Source organism: Thalassotalea euphylliae (assembly GCF_003390395.1).
GTDB classification, from domain to species: domain Bacteria; phylum Pseudomonadota; class Gammaproteobacteria; order Enterobacterales; family Alteromonadaceae; genus Thalassotalea_F; species Thalassotalea_F euphylliae_C.
In genome coordinates, this window is sequence record NZ_QUOV01000001.1 from 942031 (window position 1) to 960962 (window position 18932).

An 18932-nucleotide genomic window follows, 5' to 3' on the forward strand; every position below is an offset into this window, starting at 1 on the left:
CGCTACAAACTCATTAGCACCAAGCGCTTTACCACGTTACGGCATCGCGTTAGCGCTTGCTGTTAGCGTGACCTTTGTTTTGCTTTGGGGTATGCAAACCTTGATCACTGGTGGTAAAGACGCGTTAACTGAGCCGCCACGTGGTAACGTGCTCGACTTTATTCGTTTAAAGAAAGAAGAAACGGTACAAAAGAAAGAGCGTAAACCACAAAAGCCACCTAGGCCGCAAACCCCACCGCCACCAATGCAGCAACCACAAATGCAACAGGCAAACCCGAACGCAGATGCAATCAGCACAGCGTTTACCGCCGATGTGAGTGCAGATACTGGCCTAGCAGGTGGTTTGAGCTTAGACAACGGTGATGGCGATTACTTACCGATTGTAAAAGTGGCGCCAATTTACCCTCGTCGTGCGCAGTCTCGTGGTATTGAAGGTTACGTGATTGTTGAATTTACCGTAACCACGAATGGTTCAGTACGCGACCCGAAAGTTGTCGAAGCGCAGCCAGCAGATATCTTCAACCGCGCGGCAGTCGACGCAGCCTTGAAGTTTAAGTACAAACCTCGTGTTGTTGACGGTACTGCGGTAGAAGTGGCTGGCGTACAAAACAAAATTACATTCCAAATTGACGGATAGGAGCAGCTCATGAAAAAATCAAAGCTAATCATGTCCTTAGTAGCAGCTGGTGTACTTTATGGCTCACCAATTGTGAGTGGTGACTTTTTAGGTGGCGTTGTAAAGGCGGCTGAAGCATCACCTGCCAAGCGCGCTTCTAAGAAAGTACCAGCGATGCGAAATCGCGTATACACCCAACTAGCCCGTGCTCAGCAATTGGCTGACGGTGGTGATAAAGCGGCTGGTTTTGGTGTATTGGACGATGTAAAAGAGCGCATTAACCAGCTTAACAGCTATGAAAAAGCCATGATGTGGAACTTCTATGGCTTTATGCATTACGGTAATGACGACATCGCCAATGCGATCACCAGTTTCGAAAATGTTATCGCTGAAGAAGCCATCCCAGAGTCGCTTTACCTTTCAACCGTTTACTCGCTTGCTCAATTAGCAATGCAGCAACAAGACTATGGTAAGGCACTTGGCTTCTTACAACAGTGGCGCGCCAATACCGATAAGGAAATGCAATCTGGCCAGCATATTTTGTTCGCTCAGGTCTATTACCAAGACAAAAAGTATGCGGACGCACTTAACCATATCAATGCCGCCATTGATATGGTGAAAGCGAAAGACGAAACGCCAAAAGAAAACTGGTTAATTCTGCAACGTGCAGCTTACTACGAGCTTAAGCAGCCTGAAAAGGTGACTGAAGTGATGGAAGAGCTAGTGCGTTTATACCAAAAGCCACAGTACTGGATCCAATTAGCGGGCATGTACGGTGAAATTGGTGAAGAGAAGAAACAACTTGGTGCGATGGAAACCGCATGGCAGGCAGGCTATATCAGTAAATCTAGCGATATTATCATGCTCGCCCAATTGTATTTGTTCAATCAGCTACCGTACAAAGCGGCAAAACTGTTGGATGACTCGATTGCTAAAGGGATTGTTATTGCCGATGAAAAACGCATTCAGCTAATGGCACAAGCCTATGTGATGGCCAAGGAAGACGACAAAGCAATTCCGGCCTTGATCAAAGGCGCTGAAATTGCTGAAAACGGCAAGTTTGATGAGCAATTAGCACAAGCCTACTTAAACACAGAAAAGTGGCAGCAGTCGATTGATTCCGCCAAAGTCGCCTTAAAACGCGGTGATTTGGATAACGAAGGCAATATGCATTTAGCACTAGGCATGGCGAACTTTAACTTAGGCAATTTTGACGAAGCAATCGCTGCTTTCGCCGATGCTCAAGCCTTTAAAGACGTTGCCAAAACAGCTAAGCAGTGGACTAAGTACGTTGAAAAAGAGCGTGACTATCAACAGCGCTTGGCAATGAACTAGCGCCATTATCTAGTGAAATTTAGCCAAATACACTCAATAAGTATGCCCTTACTAAGTTAAATTAAGGGGCTAACTACTCAAAGATAAAACAAAAGCCGCACTTGCGGCTTTTTTAATATTTATGGCTTTTTTAATATTTATGGCTTTTCAAATTTAAATGTAAGTGGTTTAGAGCAGCCTTATTTAAGTTAAAAGGGGGCACGCTATACCAAAGAGAACTTATAGAAAGTTTCGAGAGTTCGATACGTCTCAATTAGAAGCACATATTTAAGGAGTTAGACTTCAGCACTTAAACACCTAGCGCTTCTCAATCATCCACCCACTAAAACGGCTAACTAGATAGTTAGTTCACTGCCTGTTTGACTAGCTTTTGGTTTAAACCTACCTAGGTATTCTTTTTGAGTACCTTGTCGCCCCAGCGTGACTAGCAAATTACCATTTTTTGTTTTGATTCTCAAAAGGCTACTTTATGTAATTTTCTTTTAAAAAATCTCATGAAAGTAAATTTTTGTGGATATATTCTACGAAAACATATCGCTATTACTGACTGTAAGCGTTGTCATGGATATTTTTGAAATTCATCTACTTATTTCAAGGTATTGAAATATGGGGGTTTTAACATCAATTTATGTTTTTATGAAAGTATATTACGAAAAATTAAGGGTTGACATGTCAAAAACACCTTTTTATGAAATTAAATTACAAAATAAATTTACATTAGAGTAAAGAGTCTATATACTAGCCAGCAGTTGAGTAGAGATACTCGTTAATCATTAAAAGCGTTATATGAGGTGTGCCATGAGATCATTATTTGTTGCTGCGTTAACTTTAGCTGTTTCTTTCACGGCGTCAGCAAAAGTCAATCAAGTTGAATTTAGAGCGTTAGATCAAACTGCTGAAACACAGCTTTGTATGGCCGCTGCGCAAGGTGGTATCGCTGAAGCGAAAGCAGTAGCACGCTCACTTGGCATGAAGTACAGCGAAGTAAAACGCAAAACCTACTGTAACGAAACATCATTAAGCCGCTTCGCTGCAAAATATGACGCGCAGGCAGCATTGTCAGTAAAAGATGTCGTTTTCAAATTTGTTGCTGCAGACAAAGCACTTGCCTCACAAATCTGTCGTGATGCAGTGGTTAATGGCTTAGATGCAGCACAAGCACAATACAAGAACATTGATGCTATCTACTGTAATGGCGAAATCATTAGTCGTTTTGTTCGTAAGCACAAAAGCTAGAACACAGCGTTTCTAAAACCCAATTGCTATTTTAAGCTCTCCCCCAAGCTGAGCTTTCTTTTGGCCCCGCACCTAGTGTGGGGCTTTTTTTATTCCCAGAAACTTGTCGACAGTTAAATGACGAGAAATAGCAAGGTCGAGCTTTTTGCTCTCCTCTCCTCCCAAGCAAATTGAGCTTTTTTTATTCTCAGAAACTTGTCGACAGTTAAAGTACGTGACATTGTAAGATAGAGCTTTAGCTCTCCTCTATCCCCTGCAAATTGAGCTTTTCTTAGGCTCTGCACATGGTGTGGGGCTTTTTTTATTCTTAGTGATCTGTCCTAGACAATATTGACAGTTAAAGTGCGTGGCAGCGCTTTTTGTTCTCCTCTACCGATAGATAACTAAGCTACCTTTGTGCCTTTCACGCAGTGACGTTTTTTGTCCTACAAGGTTTATCGGTAGGGGCGAGAAAGACGAACGATATAAACTAAACATGAAATGGAAAGGGGTGAATGTTAAATTGCTTGCTCTTATCCTGCGGTGATTTATGGCTAGCTGTAATTCAGCTTCTAGGTATTGTTCCTCTTATTTGCTCGAAAAGCGTGAGTAAAACGTGCAAGCGAGAAGTGTTTAGCAAAGCACCTGCTGTGAAGAGTATTTATTCGGTGTGTGTTTAACCTTTAGGCATAAAATCTGGTCTACCAGTGACGTTAATTTAGGCAAAAAAAAAGAGTAAAAAAATATGATGTTTTTATGAAAAAAACATTGCAAAAGCAGAGGCCAATATTTTTCGGGGGTCTCCTTTGTTATCCACAGAAAATGTGGAAAGTTGAATAACCTTATTATCTGTGGATAAGTTTGTTACTAACATTCGCTACGATAGGTAATTTCAAGACTAGCAAACAAAGCATGTAAAAATGATCAGTATGGTGGCGATCAAAGAATCAAATTGATGGAATTTTGGATCTTTATGAGGAAGTGCTGCGTAGTGGGTAATTTGAGCAATAGTGACGTTTTTTGTACTATTGCTCCTAGCCCTTTATTCTTCTGGGGTTTCGCCTGAAAAGTGTTCGGGCATTATACGTACGGTTTTGATCATGTTGTCGCTTACGTCAACGATCTCTACCGGATAGCCGGCGATCCTAACACTTAGTTTAGCTTGTGGAATATCTTCCAAATACTCAATAATTAAGCCATTAAGCGTTTTCGGTCCGTCTGTGGGTAAATGCCATGACATTTCCTTATTAATGTCTCGAATAGAGGCACTTCCATCAATTAAGTAGGAGCCATCAGGCTGGTGATGAACTTCTTCTGATGGTGCAGGAGCAGCTGTTGTTGTAAAGTCGCCAACAATCTCTTCTAGGATGTCCTCAAGCGTGACTAAACCTTGAATGTCGCCGTACTCGTCAACAACTAAGCCCAAACGTTCTTTCGCGTGTTGGAACTTAAGTAGTTGAACATTGAGCGGGGTACCCTCAGGGATAAAATACAATTCACGTACAGCGCGCAGCAGTGTCGCTTTGGTAAATTGGTTTTTTGATAATAAACGCAGCGCATCACGCATATGTACGTAGCCAACAACATCATCGATATTGTCACGATACAAGAGTACACGGGTGTGGTTTGATTGCGTTAACTGCTTTTGAATTTTCTTCCAGTCTTCGTTGATATCAATGCCCACTAACTCGTTACGCGGGATCATAATATCTTCAACCGTAACTTTCTCTAGGTCGAGAATGCTCACCAGCATGTTTTGATCGCGCTCTGGTAGCAAGGCACTTGACTCGTTAACGACGGTTTTTAATTCTTCGGTGCTTAAGCTGTGCTGTTCTCGCTGTTCTGAGCTTATTCTCAGCAATGCCAAAAAGCCGTTCGTTATCCAATTAACCGCGATAACAAAAGGGAACAGCACTTTTAACAATAAAGTCAGAATAACTGAGCTTGGGAATGCCACTTTTTCGGGGTACAGGGCAGCTAGCGTTTTCGGTGTTACTTCGGCAAAAACCAGAATAACTAAGGTTAATGCCAGACCTGCGTAAAAAATACCTGCGTCGCCAAAAAAGCGAGCAAAAATAACCCCTGAAACTAGCGATGCAAATACATTAACTAAGTTGTTGCCGATGAGAATAAGCCCGATCAATCGATCCGGTTTTTCGAGCAGTTTACTTACTCTTTTCGCACCTTTGTGTTTTTGTTTTTCAAGGTGCCTAAGACGGTACCTATTGAGTGACATCATGCCTGTTTCTGAGCCAGAAAAATAGGCAGAGATAAATATGAGCACACCTAAAATAATAAACAGTGTACTAGTCGAAATGTTGTCCAAAAAGGGGGATCCTATGTTGCCAAACAGATTGATTTTAGCGCGAAAACTAAAATCAGATATCCGTTATACCTTAAAATTTATGGCGAACAAACAGATATCTTCACTTGTGTAATAAAAACTAACTCAACAGGAATTCTTTCACAAAGCGGCTGCCAAAGTATGACAAGGTAAGTAATGCTGTTGCCACTAGTGTCAGCGTTAGTACGCGATGGCCACGCCAACCGTTTTTAAAGTGCCCCCAAAGTATAATGCTATAAATCAATAAGGCGAGTAACGACAACACGGTTTTGTGTGCATTATCGGTGTTAAATAAACCGTCTAAGAAGATAAAGCCTGTTAAGTTTGTAGCTGCTAGCGCTATCGTACCGACCGCTAGAATGGTAAATAACTGACGCTCTACCAACATAAGTGGTGGCAAGTGGTTCACTGCCGCCAAGTTTTTAGATTTCAGCTTCATATTGATATAGGCAACTTGAAAGCCGTACAAGCAAGCGATTATCAATACGCAGTAGGCGATAAGCGATAATGTGATATGGCTAAGTACAGTCGCTTGGGTCACTGCTAAAGGGATATGTGCTACATCGGGTAAGAAAAAGCTGATAAACAGCCAAATGCTAGCAAATCCATAAGCAGCAGGCTGTAGCAGATTTAACTGATACTTCACTGCGGTGGCGGTGATTAACATAGTGATCACCACGCTAACCAGCGTTACCACGTTAGGCAAATTGAAGTTAATTGCCCCGTCAACAAACAAAGCGTTAGTCGTTAACAAGGTATGAGGCACGATCGCAATACATGCAAGCAATAGCACGACTAAGTGGTTTGGTCCTTTGCTATCAAATAACTTAGATAAAATGGAAGCCGTTGCGAATAAATAACAGAACGCCGCAATTAAAGTGCTAATGTCAATAAAGTCCACTACTCATCCTAGTGTGTTGGTGTTGAATGACAATGAGTTGTCTACTAAAAAATCAGCGTCAGTTTATCAGATTGATGACCTAACGCCATGTTTGTCTTTAATTAATCGATAATTTTGCGGCGCAGTGGCTTTATTGCTGAAACAAACAGAAGTAATGCACAGCCAGCACTTAGCCAAAAAGGTAACAGTTCATGGCTGTGTTGCATCTGTTGATTAACATCAATGCCTAGGTAAGTGACTAATTCATCAAGTAATAAGCCAAAGGCGATGGCTGATACCGAAATGCCTAGTAGGTAGCGAGATAATACGGAAGAGCCCATTTCATTTTTAATGACGCCTAAGGTGGAAATATTGGTGGCAGGGCCTGCCATCATAAACACTAAAGCGGTGCCTGGCGAAATACCCGCCATGATAAATCCCGCCGCAATCGGCGTAGATGCTGTTGCGCAAATATACATAGGAATTGAAATTAAGATCATTAACAACATCGCAGGAATACCGCTGCCATAAGCTGTTAAGAGTTCAGTTGGAATAAAGGTTTTCACTAAAGTGGCGAAGATAAGGCCAACGAGCAGCCACTTGATAATATCGTCAATTAGCTGAGTTAATGCGTAATTAACGCCTTGCAACGTTTTCTGACCCGCACTTTTTTCTGTTGCCTTGTCGTGTGTTGATGAACAGCAGCTAGTTGCTGTTTCAGTGGCATGTACTTCTTCTACTTGTGTTTTGCTACTGCAGCAACTGGCTTTGGCTTGTGTAGAATTGCTGTGAGGCTCAGATACTGGCTTCGCTGTTTTCACCAAAAACCCTGTTGCAATTGCAGAGACAATCGCAGAAACGGGCCTAAATACGGCGAAAAAGGGTCCTAACATGGCATATGAAACGGTTATAGAGTCAACGCCAGTTTCAGGGGTGGCAACTAAAAAGGATGAAGTGGCAGGTGAAGAAGCACCGCTGCGTTTTAATTCGGTTGCAACTGGTATAACACCGCATGAACATAATGGCAGAGGGGCACCCACAAGCGCAGCTTTGACAATCGCGCGATTACCTTGTCCTAAATGTTTGGACAATAATTGGCTAGGTAGCCAAGCTTTCATTAAGCCAGCAATTAATAAGCCCAAAAGCAGCCAAGGGCTGGCATCTAAGGTTAAGGCAATAAAATTTGATACGAGTAAGCTTGCGGTTTCCACTTTCGCCCCAATATTGTTGCTAACGTCCGCCAGCGTATCATAAATGGTTTTACATACGCTATTTTCCGCAAAACAAGTAGGGAATTATTTTAATTGCCTGTTTAACGCGTATAATGGCGGCAGATTTTTTCACCTAATTCACTTGTTGAGACTTCCATGTTTGAGAATCTTTCCGATCGTTTAACCAAAACGCTTAAAAACATCAGTGGTCGCGGTCGCCTGACCGAAGATAATATTAAAGACACCTTGCGCGAAGTGCGCATGGCGCTACTAGAAGCTGATGTTGCTTTACCTGTTATCCGTGATTTTATTAAAAAAGTGAAAGAGCGTGCGGTTGGTCAGGAAGTATCAAAAAGTCTAACGCCGGGTCAGGTCTTCGTTAAGATTGTTCGCACAGAGCTCGAAGCTGCGATGGGTGAAGTGAACGAAGCGCTTGATTTAAAAGCAGCGCCACCAGCAGTGGTTTTAATGGCAGGTTTGCAAGGTGCAGGTAAAACCACCTCAGTTGCTAAGCTGTCAAAATTCTTAAAAGAGCGTGAAAAGAAAAAAGTACTTGTTGTTAGTGCTGACGTATATCGACCTGCGGCAATTAAGCAGCTTGAAACACTTGCTAGCGAAGTTGGCGTTGAATTCTTCCCCAGTGATATTAAACAAAAGCCGATTGATATTGCCAACGCAGCGATTGATCATGCTAAACGCCAGTTTTTTGATGTACTGATTGTCGATACCGCGGGTCGCTTGCATGTTGATGAAGACATGATGGGGGAGATTCAGGAATTACACGCCGCTATCAAGCCAGTTGAAACTTTATTCACTGTCGATGCGATGACAGGTCAAGATGCGGCAAATACCGCTAAAGCATTTAACGATGCCTTGCCACTAACCGGTGTGGTATTAACCAAAACCGATGGTGATGCGCGTGGTGGTGCGGCGCTATCAATTCGCCACATTACTGGCAAGCCAATTAAATTTATTGGTGTTGGTGAGAAAACCGATGCATTAGAGCCTTTCCACCCAGATCGTATTGCCTCACGTATTTTGGGTATGGGTGACGTATTGTCACTTATCGAAGAAGTAGAGCAAAAAGTCGATAAGAAAAAAGCCGAGAAGCTTGCCAAGAAAGTTAAATCAGGCAAAGGCTTTGACTTAGAAGACTTCCGAGAGCAGCTAGTGCAAATGAAAAACATGGGCGGCATGATGGGCTTGATGGACAAGCTGCCGGGCATGGGCAATTTATCTGAGCAAGTAAAAGGCCAGATGGATGACAAAATTACCGTGCAAATGGAAGCCATTATTAACTCGATGACGCCAGCAGAGCGCGCTCGCCCTGATATCATCAAAGGCTCTCGTAAGCGCCGTATTGCTGCCGGCTCTGGCACGCAAATTCAAGACGTTAATAAGCTACTAAAACAATTTACCCAAATGCAGAAAATGATGAAGAAGATGTCAGGTAAAGGCGGCATGCAGAAAATGATGCGCGGTATGAAAGGTATGATGCCACCGGGTATGGGCGGTGGCGGCTTTGGCGGCGGTATGTTTGGTCGTTAATTCTCAAAGCACTACAACTGCTGAAATGAAAGCCTAATTGTTATATGCAATTAGGCTTTTTGTTTTAGGCTTCACAATTTTTACTTCGTTTTCTTTTGGCTAACTGTTTTGCGAGCTATATTTTAAAGTGATAGTTAAGCTGAACAGCTAAGAAGAAGAGTTTAAAAGGAAATCGCGTGCTATCAGAAAAGCGTGCAAGTATTACCACCTTCAATCAGTAAGTTACGGCACTTTCATCAACATCTAGAGCAACAAGCAAATGGTAGAAAAAGAAATCATTAGTCAGGCAGAGCTCGATAAGCTGCTTCATATCAATCACTTTATTGAGCAGGAAAAAGATAATTCACTGATCAGTGAAATCAAGCACGCTATTCTTGATTCAGGTAAGTTAGAGCTTGAGCAGTGGCAGGCACTGCGGGAGCAAATTAGAGAGATAGAAGAATTAATCCCTCACATTGATTTACTGATCAAACTAAAAAAAGAGTCTGATAGTCAATAATCACCACAAACTTTGGTTGATTCAGCTTTTTATTCATGAAGTTTTTGTTCATGAAATAGCTTTCATCGAAAACTGGAATAACCATCAAATACTTGGTTAACAACTAATAACACTGCCAAAGCCAGCATTCACTTGCAATATCACCAGAAAAGCGTAGAATACGCGAGCTTTTCTGTCTGCCTGAAATATTGGTTGTACAGAAAGTGTCTGGAAAATTCGTTTAACATTAAATATATAGAGGACGGTATGGTTACCATTCGTTTAGCTCGTGGTGGCGCGAAGAAGCGTCCATTCTATCAGGTTGTTGTTGCAGATAGCCGTAACTCTCGCGATGGTCGTTTCATCGAGAAAGTAGGTTTCTTCAACCCAACAGCACAAGGTCAAGCTGAAAAATTACGCTTAGACCTAGATCGTATCAACCACTGGGTTGGTCAAGGTGCTGGTCTATCTGATCGTGTGGCTAAGTTAGTTAAAGACGCTCAAGCAGCTGCTTAATTAAGTTAGTAAGTTTTAGGATGTATTGGTGAGTGATATGAGTGAAAAAATCCTCCTGGGTAAAGTAGGCGCAGTTTACGGTATCAAGGGCTGGGTAAAAGTTCACAGCTTTACTGAAGATCCTCAAGCTATTTTTGACTATTCACCTTGGTCATTAAAATTAGGTGGTAAAGAACAATCAGCGGAAATTGTTGATTGGCGCAAACATAATAACGGCTTAATTGCCAAGCTAGCAGATGTGGAAGATCGCGACCAAGCTCAAAGCTTAGTACATTCTGAAATATTTGTTGATGAATCACTATTACCAGAGTTGCCGGAAGGTGAGTTTTACTGGCGTGATTTAATTGGTATGAGTGTCGTGACCGACAAAGGTTATAACCTAGGCGAAGTCACCGATATTATGGAAACTGGCGCTAACGACGTACTGGTTGTTAAAGCGAACCGCAACGACGGCTTCGGGAAAAAAGAGCGGTTAATTCCGTATATTTTTGACCAAGTCATTGTCTCGGTAAGCAATGAAACGAAACAAATTTGTGTTGACTGGGACCCAGGTTTTTAAACTGTGACAAGCAGCAAAATGTGGATTGGGGTGATTAGCCTTTTTCCAGAAATGTTTGATGCCATAACACAGTATGGGGTGACAGGCCGAGCGATTCGTAAAGGCTTAATTGAATTTCATTCTTGGAATCCAAGAGACTTTACCCATGATAAGCATCGCACTGTGGACGACCGACCTTATGGCGGCGGACCGGGCATGTTAATGATGGTGCAACCGCTGCGCGATGCGATACATACTGCCAAAGCGAAAGCTCAAGCAGATGGCCGTAACGCCAAGGTGATTTACTTATCACCGCAAGGCCGGAAACTAGACCAAGTTGGCGTGAGTGAATTAGCACAAGACGACTGCCTGATTTTTGTGGCAGGACGTTACGAAGGAATTGACGAGCGGATCATCGAGTCAGATATTGACGAAGAGTGGTCAGTGGGCGATTACATTTTAAGTGGCGGTGAACTGCCGGCGATGAATGTAATTGACGCGGTCGCAAGATTTGTTCCCGGCGTGCTAGGGCATGAGCTATCAGCCGAGCAAGACTCGTTTTCTGATGGTTTACTTGATTGCCCACACTATACAAGACCAGAAGTATTAGACGCTGGCTCTGAAAATGAGAAAGCGGTACCTAAGGTGTTGTTAAGTGGTAATCACGAACATATCCGACAGTGGCGACAGTTTCAGTCACTGGAAAGAACTTGGCACAGGCGACCAGAACTTTTAACTGACCTAGCTCTGACGGCAGAACAGACTGAAATGCTGAAGCAAATTAAGCGTGAAGCAACTGACCGTGAATCCTAGGAAGAGGTAATTATGAGTAACATTATTAAAGCTCTTGAACAAGAGCAAATGAAAACTGACTTACCTGCGTTCGCGCAAGGTGACACAGTTGTTGTACAAGTAAAAGTTAAAGAAGGTGATAAAGAGCGTCTTCAAGCATTTGAAGGTGTTGTTATCGCGATTAAAAACCGTGGTTTACATTCAGCTTTCACTGTTCGCAAAATTTCGAACGGTGTAGGCGTTGAGCGTGTATTCCAGACACATAGCCCATTAGTTGACTCTATTGCAGTTAAACGCCGCGGTGATGTTCGTCAATCTAAACTTTACTACTTACGCGAGCGCTCTGGTCGTTCTGCGCGTATCAAAGAGAAGTTGGCGAAGAAGTAACTTTTACTCTAAAAGTATTACTTTTATACCCCAGAAAAAACCCGAGCACTGCTCGGGTTTTTTATTGACAATATTTATTCTCAACTTTATTCACAGCATCATACCTATTCGCTATTCATATACTCAATAGCATTTTCACTCTAAACAACAAGCCAAAACCTCCCCGTTATTTTTGTTTTTTTTCTGTGCTGATTGGCCTGATGTGTCAATTGTGTGGCCTAATCTATCATGTCTCGTAATTTAACTTTCTATTATGGTAATTAAGCAACTATTATAAAAAGTGAACAACAGGAGTGCATTATGGGCATTACAGTTACCCCTACGGGTGAAGCTTGTGGCGCATACATCGGGGGCGTCGATTTAACTCAGCCTTTGAGTGATGAGCAGATTGAAGAAATTCGCCAAGCTTGGGGCGAACACCACGTAATTATTTTCCGTGATCAAAAATTATCAGATGATGACTTAGAGCGTGTATCTGCATCATTTGGTGATCTGGCGATAGATCCCTTTGTTAAGTCGCTGCCAGGTCGTGAGCATATGATTGCTATTCAGCGTGAAGCTGACGAAACCGCAGCAATCTTTGCAGAGATTTGGCATGCAGACTGGACGTTTAAATCGAACCCTCCATTTGCAACTTGCTTGTACAGCATCGAAATACCACCAGTCGGCGGTGATACTTTGTTTGCTAACCAAGTGTTGGCATTAGAGGAAATGCCGGAAGAACTGCGCAGTCGTTTAGAAGGGCAGTTAGCGATTCATTCAGCGAAAATGGGTTACTCGAAAAAAGGTTCTTACGGCGATAAGTACAAGAGCAAGAGTATGGAAGTGGTTGCATCTGATGAAGCATTAGAGCAAGAAACACATCCATTTATCCTTAAACACCCGGTAAGTGGCAAAGAGTCAATATACGGCTCAGCAATCGCCTACATTATTGGTGTTTCAGACATGCCGCAAAAAGAAGCAATGAGCTTGATTATGGAATTACAGCGCTGGCAAGTTCAAGAGCAATTCGTTTATGCTCATAAATGGGAAAGAGACATGTTGGTGATGTGGGATAACCGCAGTGTTTTACATAAAGCGACGGGTGGCTACGAAGGTTACCGCCGCGAATTGCATCGCACAACAATCTCAGAGAAAGACGGTCGTCCATTCTCGTTATCATAATATCAATTAGAAAGAAGAATTAAGGTTACAACAATGACTACACAAGAATTAATTGACGCTCTAATACCAGCTGTTGACAAGTTTGGTGGCTTCCCGTCATCGGTTAAATTTAAAATTGGTGATGCGAGTGTTATTCACGTTCACAACAAAGAAGTAGTTGCTGAAGACAAAGATGCGTCGTGCACAATCACCATGTCACTTGATACCATGAAAGAGATCATGGCTGGTGAAACTGATGCGATGAGCGCGGTAATGGAAGGCGATGTTGAAGTTGAAGGTGATACATCGGTTGCCGTTAGCGTTCAAGGTCTATTTTAATTGATATACGGCGCATTTAGCGCCGTTTGCTTTGCGCTATCAATTTAAGGTTTGAGCGAGTTTAGAAAAGCACGTTACGGTTTTGTTTAGTGCTTTTGTAAACGGGCTCAAACCTTAATATTCGTTGGTAACAAAACGTTCTTTGTTTAATCAGCAACAATTGATGTCTACAGTAAATATTCATCAAATAACACATACTTCCCTCGTTATGCCAAACACTTAAGCTTGATTGGCTTCAATGCATTAATATTTCAGCTTAAACCGCTGACCAACCTGACTAAACACTGAGGTAAACAGAACTGCTATGTCGTGGAAAGATAACAGACGAGCCAATCTGACTATTCAAGCGATTGCCAATATTTTAGAAACGAATGGAATAGACTTAGCACAGTGTTTTGGTGATACAGGGATAGACATCAAACAAATGCTAAATGCAGATGTTGATATCCCTAATCAAACTGAAATTGAAGTTATTGCAAGAGCAGTTGGAGTGCTGCCTAAACAGGCAGGTTATGGGGTAAAAGCTGCACAGGCATTAGATGTCACCAACTTTGGGGTTTTGGGGTTAGCAATATTAACAAGCCCAACCGTGCGCTCTGCTTTAGAGGCGATGGCGAGCTTCTCTGAGGTGTCTATTCTACTCTCTCGGGTGAGTTTTCGAGAAAGCCTTGGCCGCGTTGCCTTTATACTCGATATGGAACATTTGCCTGCGTCGATTCACCGGTTTACCTTTGAGCGTTACTTTTATATGACGCTGCGTTTTCTGCGTGAGATGAGTCCTGATTATGACATGTCTGATTTTGAACTACAGTTACCGTTTTCAGACCCTCATTATGAGCAAGAATTGACTGCAATTTCTGGTTTGAAAGTCAGGGGCAATCAACCCTTTTATGCGTTAATCGCCTCTAAAGAACTACTTGATTTACCCGTTACTAATACCGATCCCATTGCTCATAATCATTTTCTCAGTGAGTGTCAGCGCATTCTTAACGAAACCAACAAATTTGGTGGCTTCGCACAAAAAGTTCGCAATTACATTATACAAGAAAAGAATTTTTCGCCTAAGTTAACTGACGTCGCTCACTCCTTGTTTATCAGTGACCGCACATTAAAAAGACGGTTGCAGGAAGAAAACCATAACTTCAAGGCTGTGGTGATGGACACCAAGATGACGCTGGCAAAGGAGTTACTGCTCGCGGCTTCGTTGCCAGTCAAAGTAGTCGCAACTAGGCTGGATTATTCTGAGTCTGCGAGCTTTTTAAGAGCCTTTAAAAAGTGGTGGGGAGTATCGCCTGCGCAGATGAGGGCGGCACAACCTAAGCCGTTAGTAAAAGATAGCGAACTTCAGCATTAGCCAGTAGTAAGCACCATTAAGCACTTTACTTATTGGTAACCGTTACAAGTAACAACTACAAATATCAATAAATACATAATAAAAGAGAAACACTATGCCCTGTCATATTGCTAGATACAAAAATACAACATCAGGAAAATTCGGTTGGGCCGTTTGGGACAATGGCCTATACGATATTGATGTAGACAGCCCAGATACCCAGTCTTTTTTGCGTGATGGTCGAGAGCTGGCCTTTAAAATGCAAAGTAATTTATCGGAATATCAAGATCAATTGCTCGATGCAGCAGAAATCGAAGTTCTGTCGCCAATTACAAAACCGTGTCGTATTTTATGTCAAGGCTCAAACTATCCCGCTGCTCGCGTTGAAACTGGGATGGATCCACATGCTAAAGACTACAACACACTATTTCATAAATCAGATGCTAGCATTACCGGCCCTGCGTCAGATATTATCAAGCCAAGCCATGTTAAATTGCTTGACTATGAGGTCGAGTTAGCTGTTGTTATTGGCGCTGACATCAAAGAATCAGTAACGGTAACGCGCGACAATATTCATCAGTATGTCGCCGGTGTAGTTATGGTTCACGACGTTACTGCACGTGATATTCAAATCCCTCAAGTACAGTTTTACAAAGGCAAGAGCTATCGAACATTTTGTCCAACAGGACCTTATTTATGTCTGCTTGGCGATGATGAAACGAAATACCTTGATCAACTGAATTTGACGTTAACGGTCAATGGGGAGCTTAAGCAGCAAGATCATAGCAGTAACATGATTTACAAGCCTCATGAAACCCTGACTGAGCTCTCTCAAATAGAAGACTTATCACCCGGGGATATGATTTTTACCGGCTCACCTGGCGGTTGTGCGCTCTCTGTGCCACCTAAAGCGATTGTTAAACTGCTTGGCTTATTGCCTGAAGCGGTTAAATGGAAAGCCTTTGTTGGCAAACAAGCTAAAAACCCTGAGTACCTTAAAGCGGGCGATTATATTGAAGCACGCATTGTCAGTGACGATGGCAAAATTGATTTAGGTACTCAACGCAATACTATTGTTAATCAGTAATTAAGGTCAACAGTGCCTATGTTAACTGGGGGAAAGTTATCGCTTTCCCCTGATGTGATTGTTTTCTCACTACTCTAGGCGTATTAAAAACTTTAACTTCTCTGAGCCTTTAAATTATCACTATCTTGAGTATATCTGTGCATTTGCCGATATCCGAGACTGAGAAATACGGTCGAGGGAAAATAGCCTGCTAGTTCGCTTTTTCAATGTTTGCGTCGCTTGTTTAACTCGTTAGAATGATTAGCAAATCATAATTAAAAAACTACAAGAAAGTGAGCCTAATGAGTTTAACAACACTAGAAACCAATGGTAGCGTTGCGATACTTACCATGAATAATGGTGAGAATCGCCATAACCCAGCATTCGCAGCAGAAATGAAGGCACAATTAAGTGCTGTGCTAGCAAATGAGAACCACAAGGCACTGATCATTAGCTCAAGCGATGAAAAAAGCTGGAGTTTAGGCATTGATACTGACTGGCTAATGCCAGCAATGCAGCAAAAGCAATATGCGCAAATCCAAACGTTTATGTACGATATGGACGAAGTATTTAAAACACTCTTGCTGTTTCCAATCCCTGTTATCGCCGCCATTAATGGTCATGCATTTGGCAATGGCGCAATTTTATCGTGTGCCTGTGACTTTAGATTTATGCGTTCAGATCGTGGATTTTTCTGCTTCCCAGAGGTTGATCTATCAATACCGTTTTTACCCGGCATGATCGCATTTGTGAAAAAGGCCATGCCTTACTATCGCTTTAATGAGATGAAACTGACTGGTCGCCGCGTCGGTGCACCAGAATTGGCTAGCGACCATGTGATTGAGCAAGCCTGTGATGACAATGAAGATTTGCAAGCTAAAGCACTAGCGTTCGCGCAAGGTTTTGATAAAAAACGCGCAATATTTGGCGAGCATAAAAAGCGTCTGCACAAAGAGATTATTGCGGTCATTGACCAAGAAAATAAACCATTGATTGATAACCTACAGTTGATGGTTTAGCACCAGCTTTTAAAAAGGATAATAAAATGAGTATCGAATTTAACTATCAAGGTAAAAACGTTTTTGTTGTTGGTGGTACCAGTGGCATTAACTTAGGGGTTGCCCTTGCTTTTGCACGCTGGGGAGCGAAAATCGCGGTAGCCTCGCGTAAGCAAGAAAAAGTAGATGCAGCGGTGGAGCAACTAAAGGCCTTAGGCGCAGACGCTTTTGGGGTGACTTTTGATGTGCGCAACGCTGATGATGTGAGCGCAGGCTTTGCTCAAGTGGTTGATTTCTTTGGTGGCGACATCGATGTCTTGGTTTCTGGTGCGGCGGGTAACTTCCCGGCACGTGTTAACGACATGTCAGTGAATGCGGTCCGCTCTGTGGTTGAAATTGATCTCATGGGCACCTTTCATGTGATGAAAGCTAGCCATCAATATTTGCGTAAGCCAGGCGCAAGCGTAATCAATATTTCTGCCCCGCAAGCTTTTCTACCCATGATGCATCAAACCCATGTTTGTTCAGCAAAAGCTGGTGTGGATATGGTGACACGCAGCTTAGCAATGGAATGGGGGCAAGATGGCATCCGTATTAACTCAATTGTGCCTGGGCCAATCGCTGGGACAGAAGGGATGGAGCGCTTAACACCAACGCCCGAATTAAAAGCAATGTGTGATAAATCGGTTCCACTCGGCCGTCAAGGAACGCCTGATGATATTGCCAATGCGGCAGGTATGTTAGGCAGTGACCAAGCGGGCTACATTTCAGGTGCTATTTTACCTGTTGATGGCGGTTGGAGTCAGTCTGGTGCTACTTGGTTGATGGCCAACCTATCAGAGATGCTCGATCAGAATGCTAGTTAAGCATTCAGTTATTACCATCGTCTTTTAGCTAAAGGCGATATCCAATAATGGAAACTAGTTATTGTTGTGGCTAGTTTCCATTTTCCACTACCTACTTTTCACTCATTCACTTTTCATTGCTCTCGTTTTTATAATGCTCTCTCTTATTTTGACAAGTTGTCGCTGAGCAAAGTGTGGCAAGACAATCAAAAACAAATCAAAATCAAAAACAGAAAATAATGCCAAGGCCAGCCGCTAACGTTTATATCTGCGTTTGTAAATTAACGTCGCTACTTAAAAGCAATGGCTAATGAATCTGTTGGTTTAGCTTGAAGTGCCAAATCTCGGTAATGTTGCTCGCGAATCTCAATAAATGCCCCATTGGCAACACCTTTCTCTATCACGCGCATGAGTTGATCTAAGTGCGGCATTAATTGTGAACGCCGACTAATTGCAAAATAGTATTTTCGCTTATCCGTAGGTTGGTAAATGGCTGGTTTTACCTGATCGCTAAGCGCTAATATTTTTAGGTTAACTAAGGTGCTGTCGTAATTGTGAATAAAAGTGTCAACGCGATGATTGATAAGCAATTTTATCTTCTGTTCCAAAGAATCTACCTCTACTTTAGCTAGTGATTCATCGTTATCAAATTCATCGAAATAGGCAACTTGAGCGGTGATGGCAATACGTTTAGAAGTTAGGTCCTGGTAATTTGTCAGGGCAGATTTTTCTGGGGCGCGAACAAAAAACGTTGAGGCTAAGATTTGGTAGGGCGGATCGATATAAATAAGGTTTTCTTGCTGTTCAGCAGAGTCCTGCAAACCGACTAATATATCCAGTTCACCGTTTTGCAAAGCGCGTAATCGACGTGAAAACGACAGCGGTTTAATGTCAATCTTCATCATTAAGTTTTCGGCGATATAATTGAGATACTTTGCATGCAGTCCGTCAATAAAGTCCGGTGATACCGCACTGCGAAGCACTAACTTTTCATGAGCAGTCACACTGAAGCAAAAAAGCATTAATGCTGTTACAAGCAAGAATTTATTAACCACTTAGCTTCCCTAAAACAAAGGTTTAGTTTTATACCCTGTGATACGCGTTCTTTTCATGAAAAGGAGAGAAAAGGAGAGTGACGAACGAATAAGCGTATTAAGGTTATTATTATTCCCTATATAGCAAGTTAGTCGAAACTCTCACACTGTCAAATTCAATTGAATTGAAGTTCTCATTTTGTCGTCAGGTAAGCCATTGTTATCCAGTTACAGGCACGCTAAATTTCTTGAGTTGCCAAACATCAAAAAGATTTGGCATTTATACAAAAATATGTAAAAAGTGAGCTAGAAAA

19 protein-coding genes are annotated in these 18932 nt (G+C 42.3%); 15 read left to right on the forward strand and 4 right to left on the reverse strand.

From position 1 onward, the window contains the following. The first annotated feature begins 91 nt into the window (after positions 1–91). The 3 genes from DXX92_RS04170 to DXX92_RS04180 all read left to right on the forward strand — a co-directional run bounded on the left by DXX92_RS04170 (position 92) and on the right by DXX92_RS04180 (position 3187). Complete coding sequence (locus tag DXX92_RS04170) at positions 92–637, forward strand: energy transducer TonB (RefSeq protein WP_428977357.1); 546 nt, start codon at positions 92–94, stop codon at positions 635–637. 9 nt (positions 638–646) lie between these two features. Continuing rightward, positions 647–1951: a tetratricopeptide repeat protein gene (locus DXX92_RS04175; RefSeq protein ID WP_115999295.1), complete on the forward strand. Its 1305-nt coding sequence runs from the start codon at positions 647–649 to the stop codon at positions 1949–1951. A 798-nt stretch (positions 1952–2749) separates the two neighbouring features. After that, on the forward strand, positions 2750–3187 hold the full coding sequence (locus tag DXX92_RS04180; protein WP_115999296.1) for a hypothetical protein: 438 nt from the start codon (positions 2750–2752) through the stop codon (positions 3185–3187). 1021 nt (positions 3188–4208) lie between these two features. Here DXX92_RS04180 and DXX92_RS04185 read toward each other — a convergent pair. From DXX92_RS04185 to DXX92_RS04195, 3 genes are all read right to left on the reverse strand, one after another. Continuing rightward, positions 4209–5492 (reverse strand): HlyC/CorC family transporter, encoded by a 1284-nt coding sequence (locus DXX92_RS04185; protein ID WP_115999297.1) that lies wholly within the window; start codon positions 5490–5492, stop codon positions 4209–4211. A gap of 118 nt (positions 5493–5610) precedes the next feature. Beyond that, positions 5611–6411 carry a cytochrome C assembly family protein gene (locus DXX92_RS04190; protein WP_115999298.1) on the reverse strand — a complete coding sequence of 267 codons (801 nt, stop codon included), beginning with the start codon at positions 6409–6411 and terminating at the stop codon, positions 5611–5613. 101 nt (positions 6412–6512) lie between these two features. Next, entirely contained in the window at positions 6513–7601 is a 1089-nt protein-coding gene (locus tag DXX92_RS04195) for an SO_0444 family Cu/Zn efflux transporter (protein WP_115999299.1), read from the reverse strand. 156 nt (positions 7602–7757) lie between these two features. Between DXX92_RS04195 and ffh the strand changes: the two genes are divergently transcribed. The 12 genes from ffh (at position 7758) to DXX92_RS04255 (ending at position 17605) form a co-directional block, all read left to right on the forward strand. Further along, a complete protein-coding gene (ffh, locus tag DXX92_RS04200) occupies positions 7758–9149 on the forward strand; it encodes a signal recognition particle protein (RefSeq protein ID WP_115999300.1) in 1392 nt (463 codons plus the stop codon). Positions 9150–9408: 259 nt separating this feature from the next. Further along, positions 9409–9648 carry a hypothetical protein gene (locus tag DXX92_RS04205; protein ID WP_115999301.1) on the forward strand — a complete coding sequence of 80 codons (240 nt, stop codon included), beginning with the start codon at positions 9409–9411 and terminating at the stop codon, positions 9646–9648. A gap of 246 nt (positions 9649–9894) precedes the next feature. After that, positions 9895–10143, forward strand: a complete 249-nt coding sequence (gene rpsP / locus DXX92_RS04210; RefSeq protein WP_044835858.1) for a 30S ribosomal protein S16 — start codon at positions 9895–9897, stop codon at positions 10141–10143. A gap of 37 nt (positions 10144–10180) precedes the next feature. Continuing rightward, the gene (rimM, locus tag DXX92_RS04215) at positions 10181–10702 is read left to right on the forward strand and encodes a ribosome maturation factor RimM (RefSeq protein WP_116002289.1); all 522 of its coding nucleotides are present in this window, start codon (positions 10181–10183) and stop codon (positions 10700–10702) included. Between the two features lie 18 nt (positions 10703–10720). Next, complete coding sequence (trmD, locus tag DXX92_RS04220; protein ID WP_115999302.1) at positions 10721–11494, forward strand: tRNA (guanosine(37)-N1)-methyltransferase TrmD; 774 nt, start codon at positions 10721–10723, stop codon at positions 11492–11494. 12 nt (positions 11495–11506) lie between these two features. Next, complete coding sequence (gene rplS / locus DXX92_RS04225; RefSeq protein ID WP_115999303.1) at positions 11507–11860, forward strand: 50S ribosomal protein L19; 354 nt, start codon at positions 11507–11509, stop codon at positions 11858–11860. 300 nt (positions 11861–12160) lie between these two features. After that, positions 12161–13024 (forward strand): TauD/TfdA dioxygenase family protein, encoded by an 864-nt coding sequence (locus DXX92_RS04230; RefSeq protein ID WP_115999304.1) that lies wholly within the window; start codon positions 12161–12163, stop codon positions 13022–13024. A 33-nt stretch (positions 13025–13057) separates the two neighbouring features. Next, the gene (locus tag DXX92_RS04235) at positions 13058–13342 is read left to right on the forward strand and encodes an SCP2 sterol-binding domain-containing protein (protein WP_115999305.1); all 285 of its coding nucleotides are present in this window, start codon (positions 13058–13060) and stop codon (positions 13340–13342) included. A gap of 304 nt (positions 13343–13646) precedes the next feature. Further along, the gene (locus DXX92_RS04240; RefSeq protein WP_115999306.1) at positions 13647–14696 is read left to right on the forward strand and encodes an AraC family transcriptional regulator; all 1050 of its coding nucleotides are present in this window, start codon (positions 13647–13649) and stop codon (positions 14694–14696) included. Between the two features lie 94 nt (positions 14697–14790). Continuing rightward, positions 14791–15762 (forward strand): fumarylacetoacetate hydrolase family protein, encoded by a 972-nt coding sequence (locus DXX92_RS04245; RefSeq protein ID WP_115999307.1) that lies wholly within the window; start codon positions 14791–14793, stop codon positions 15760–15762. 281 nt (positions 15763–16043) lie between these two features. Next, positions 16044–16760: an enoyl-CoA hydratase/isomerase family protein gene (locus DXX92_RS04250; RefSeq protein ID WP_115999308.1), complete on the forward strand. Its 717-nt coding sequence runs from the start codon at positions 16044–16046 to the stop codon at positions 16758–16760. Positions 16761–16786: 26 nt separating this feature from the next. Continuing rightward, entirely contained in the window at positions 16787–17605 is an 819-nt protein-coding gene (locus tag DXX92_RS04255) for an SDR family oxidoreductase (protein WP_115999309.1), read from the forward strand. Between the two features lie 269 nt (positions 17606–17874). Here the strand turns inward: DXX92_RS04255 and DXX92_RS04260 are convergent, their stop codons facing one another. Further along, entirely contained in the window at positions 17875–18639 is a 765-nt protein-coding gene (locus DXX92_RS04260; protein ID WP_115999310.1) for a substrate-binding periplasmic protein, read from the reverse strand. Positions 18640–18932: the final 293 nt, after the last annotated feature.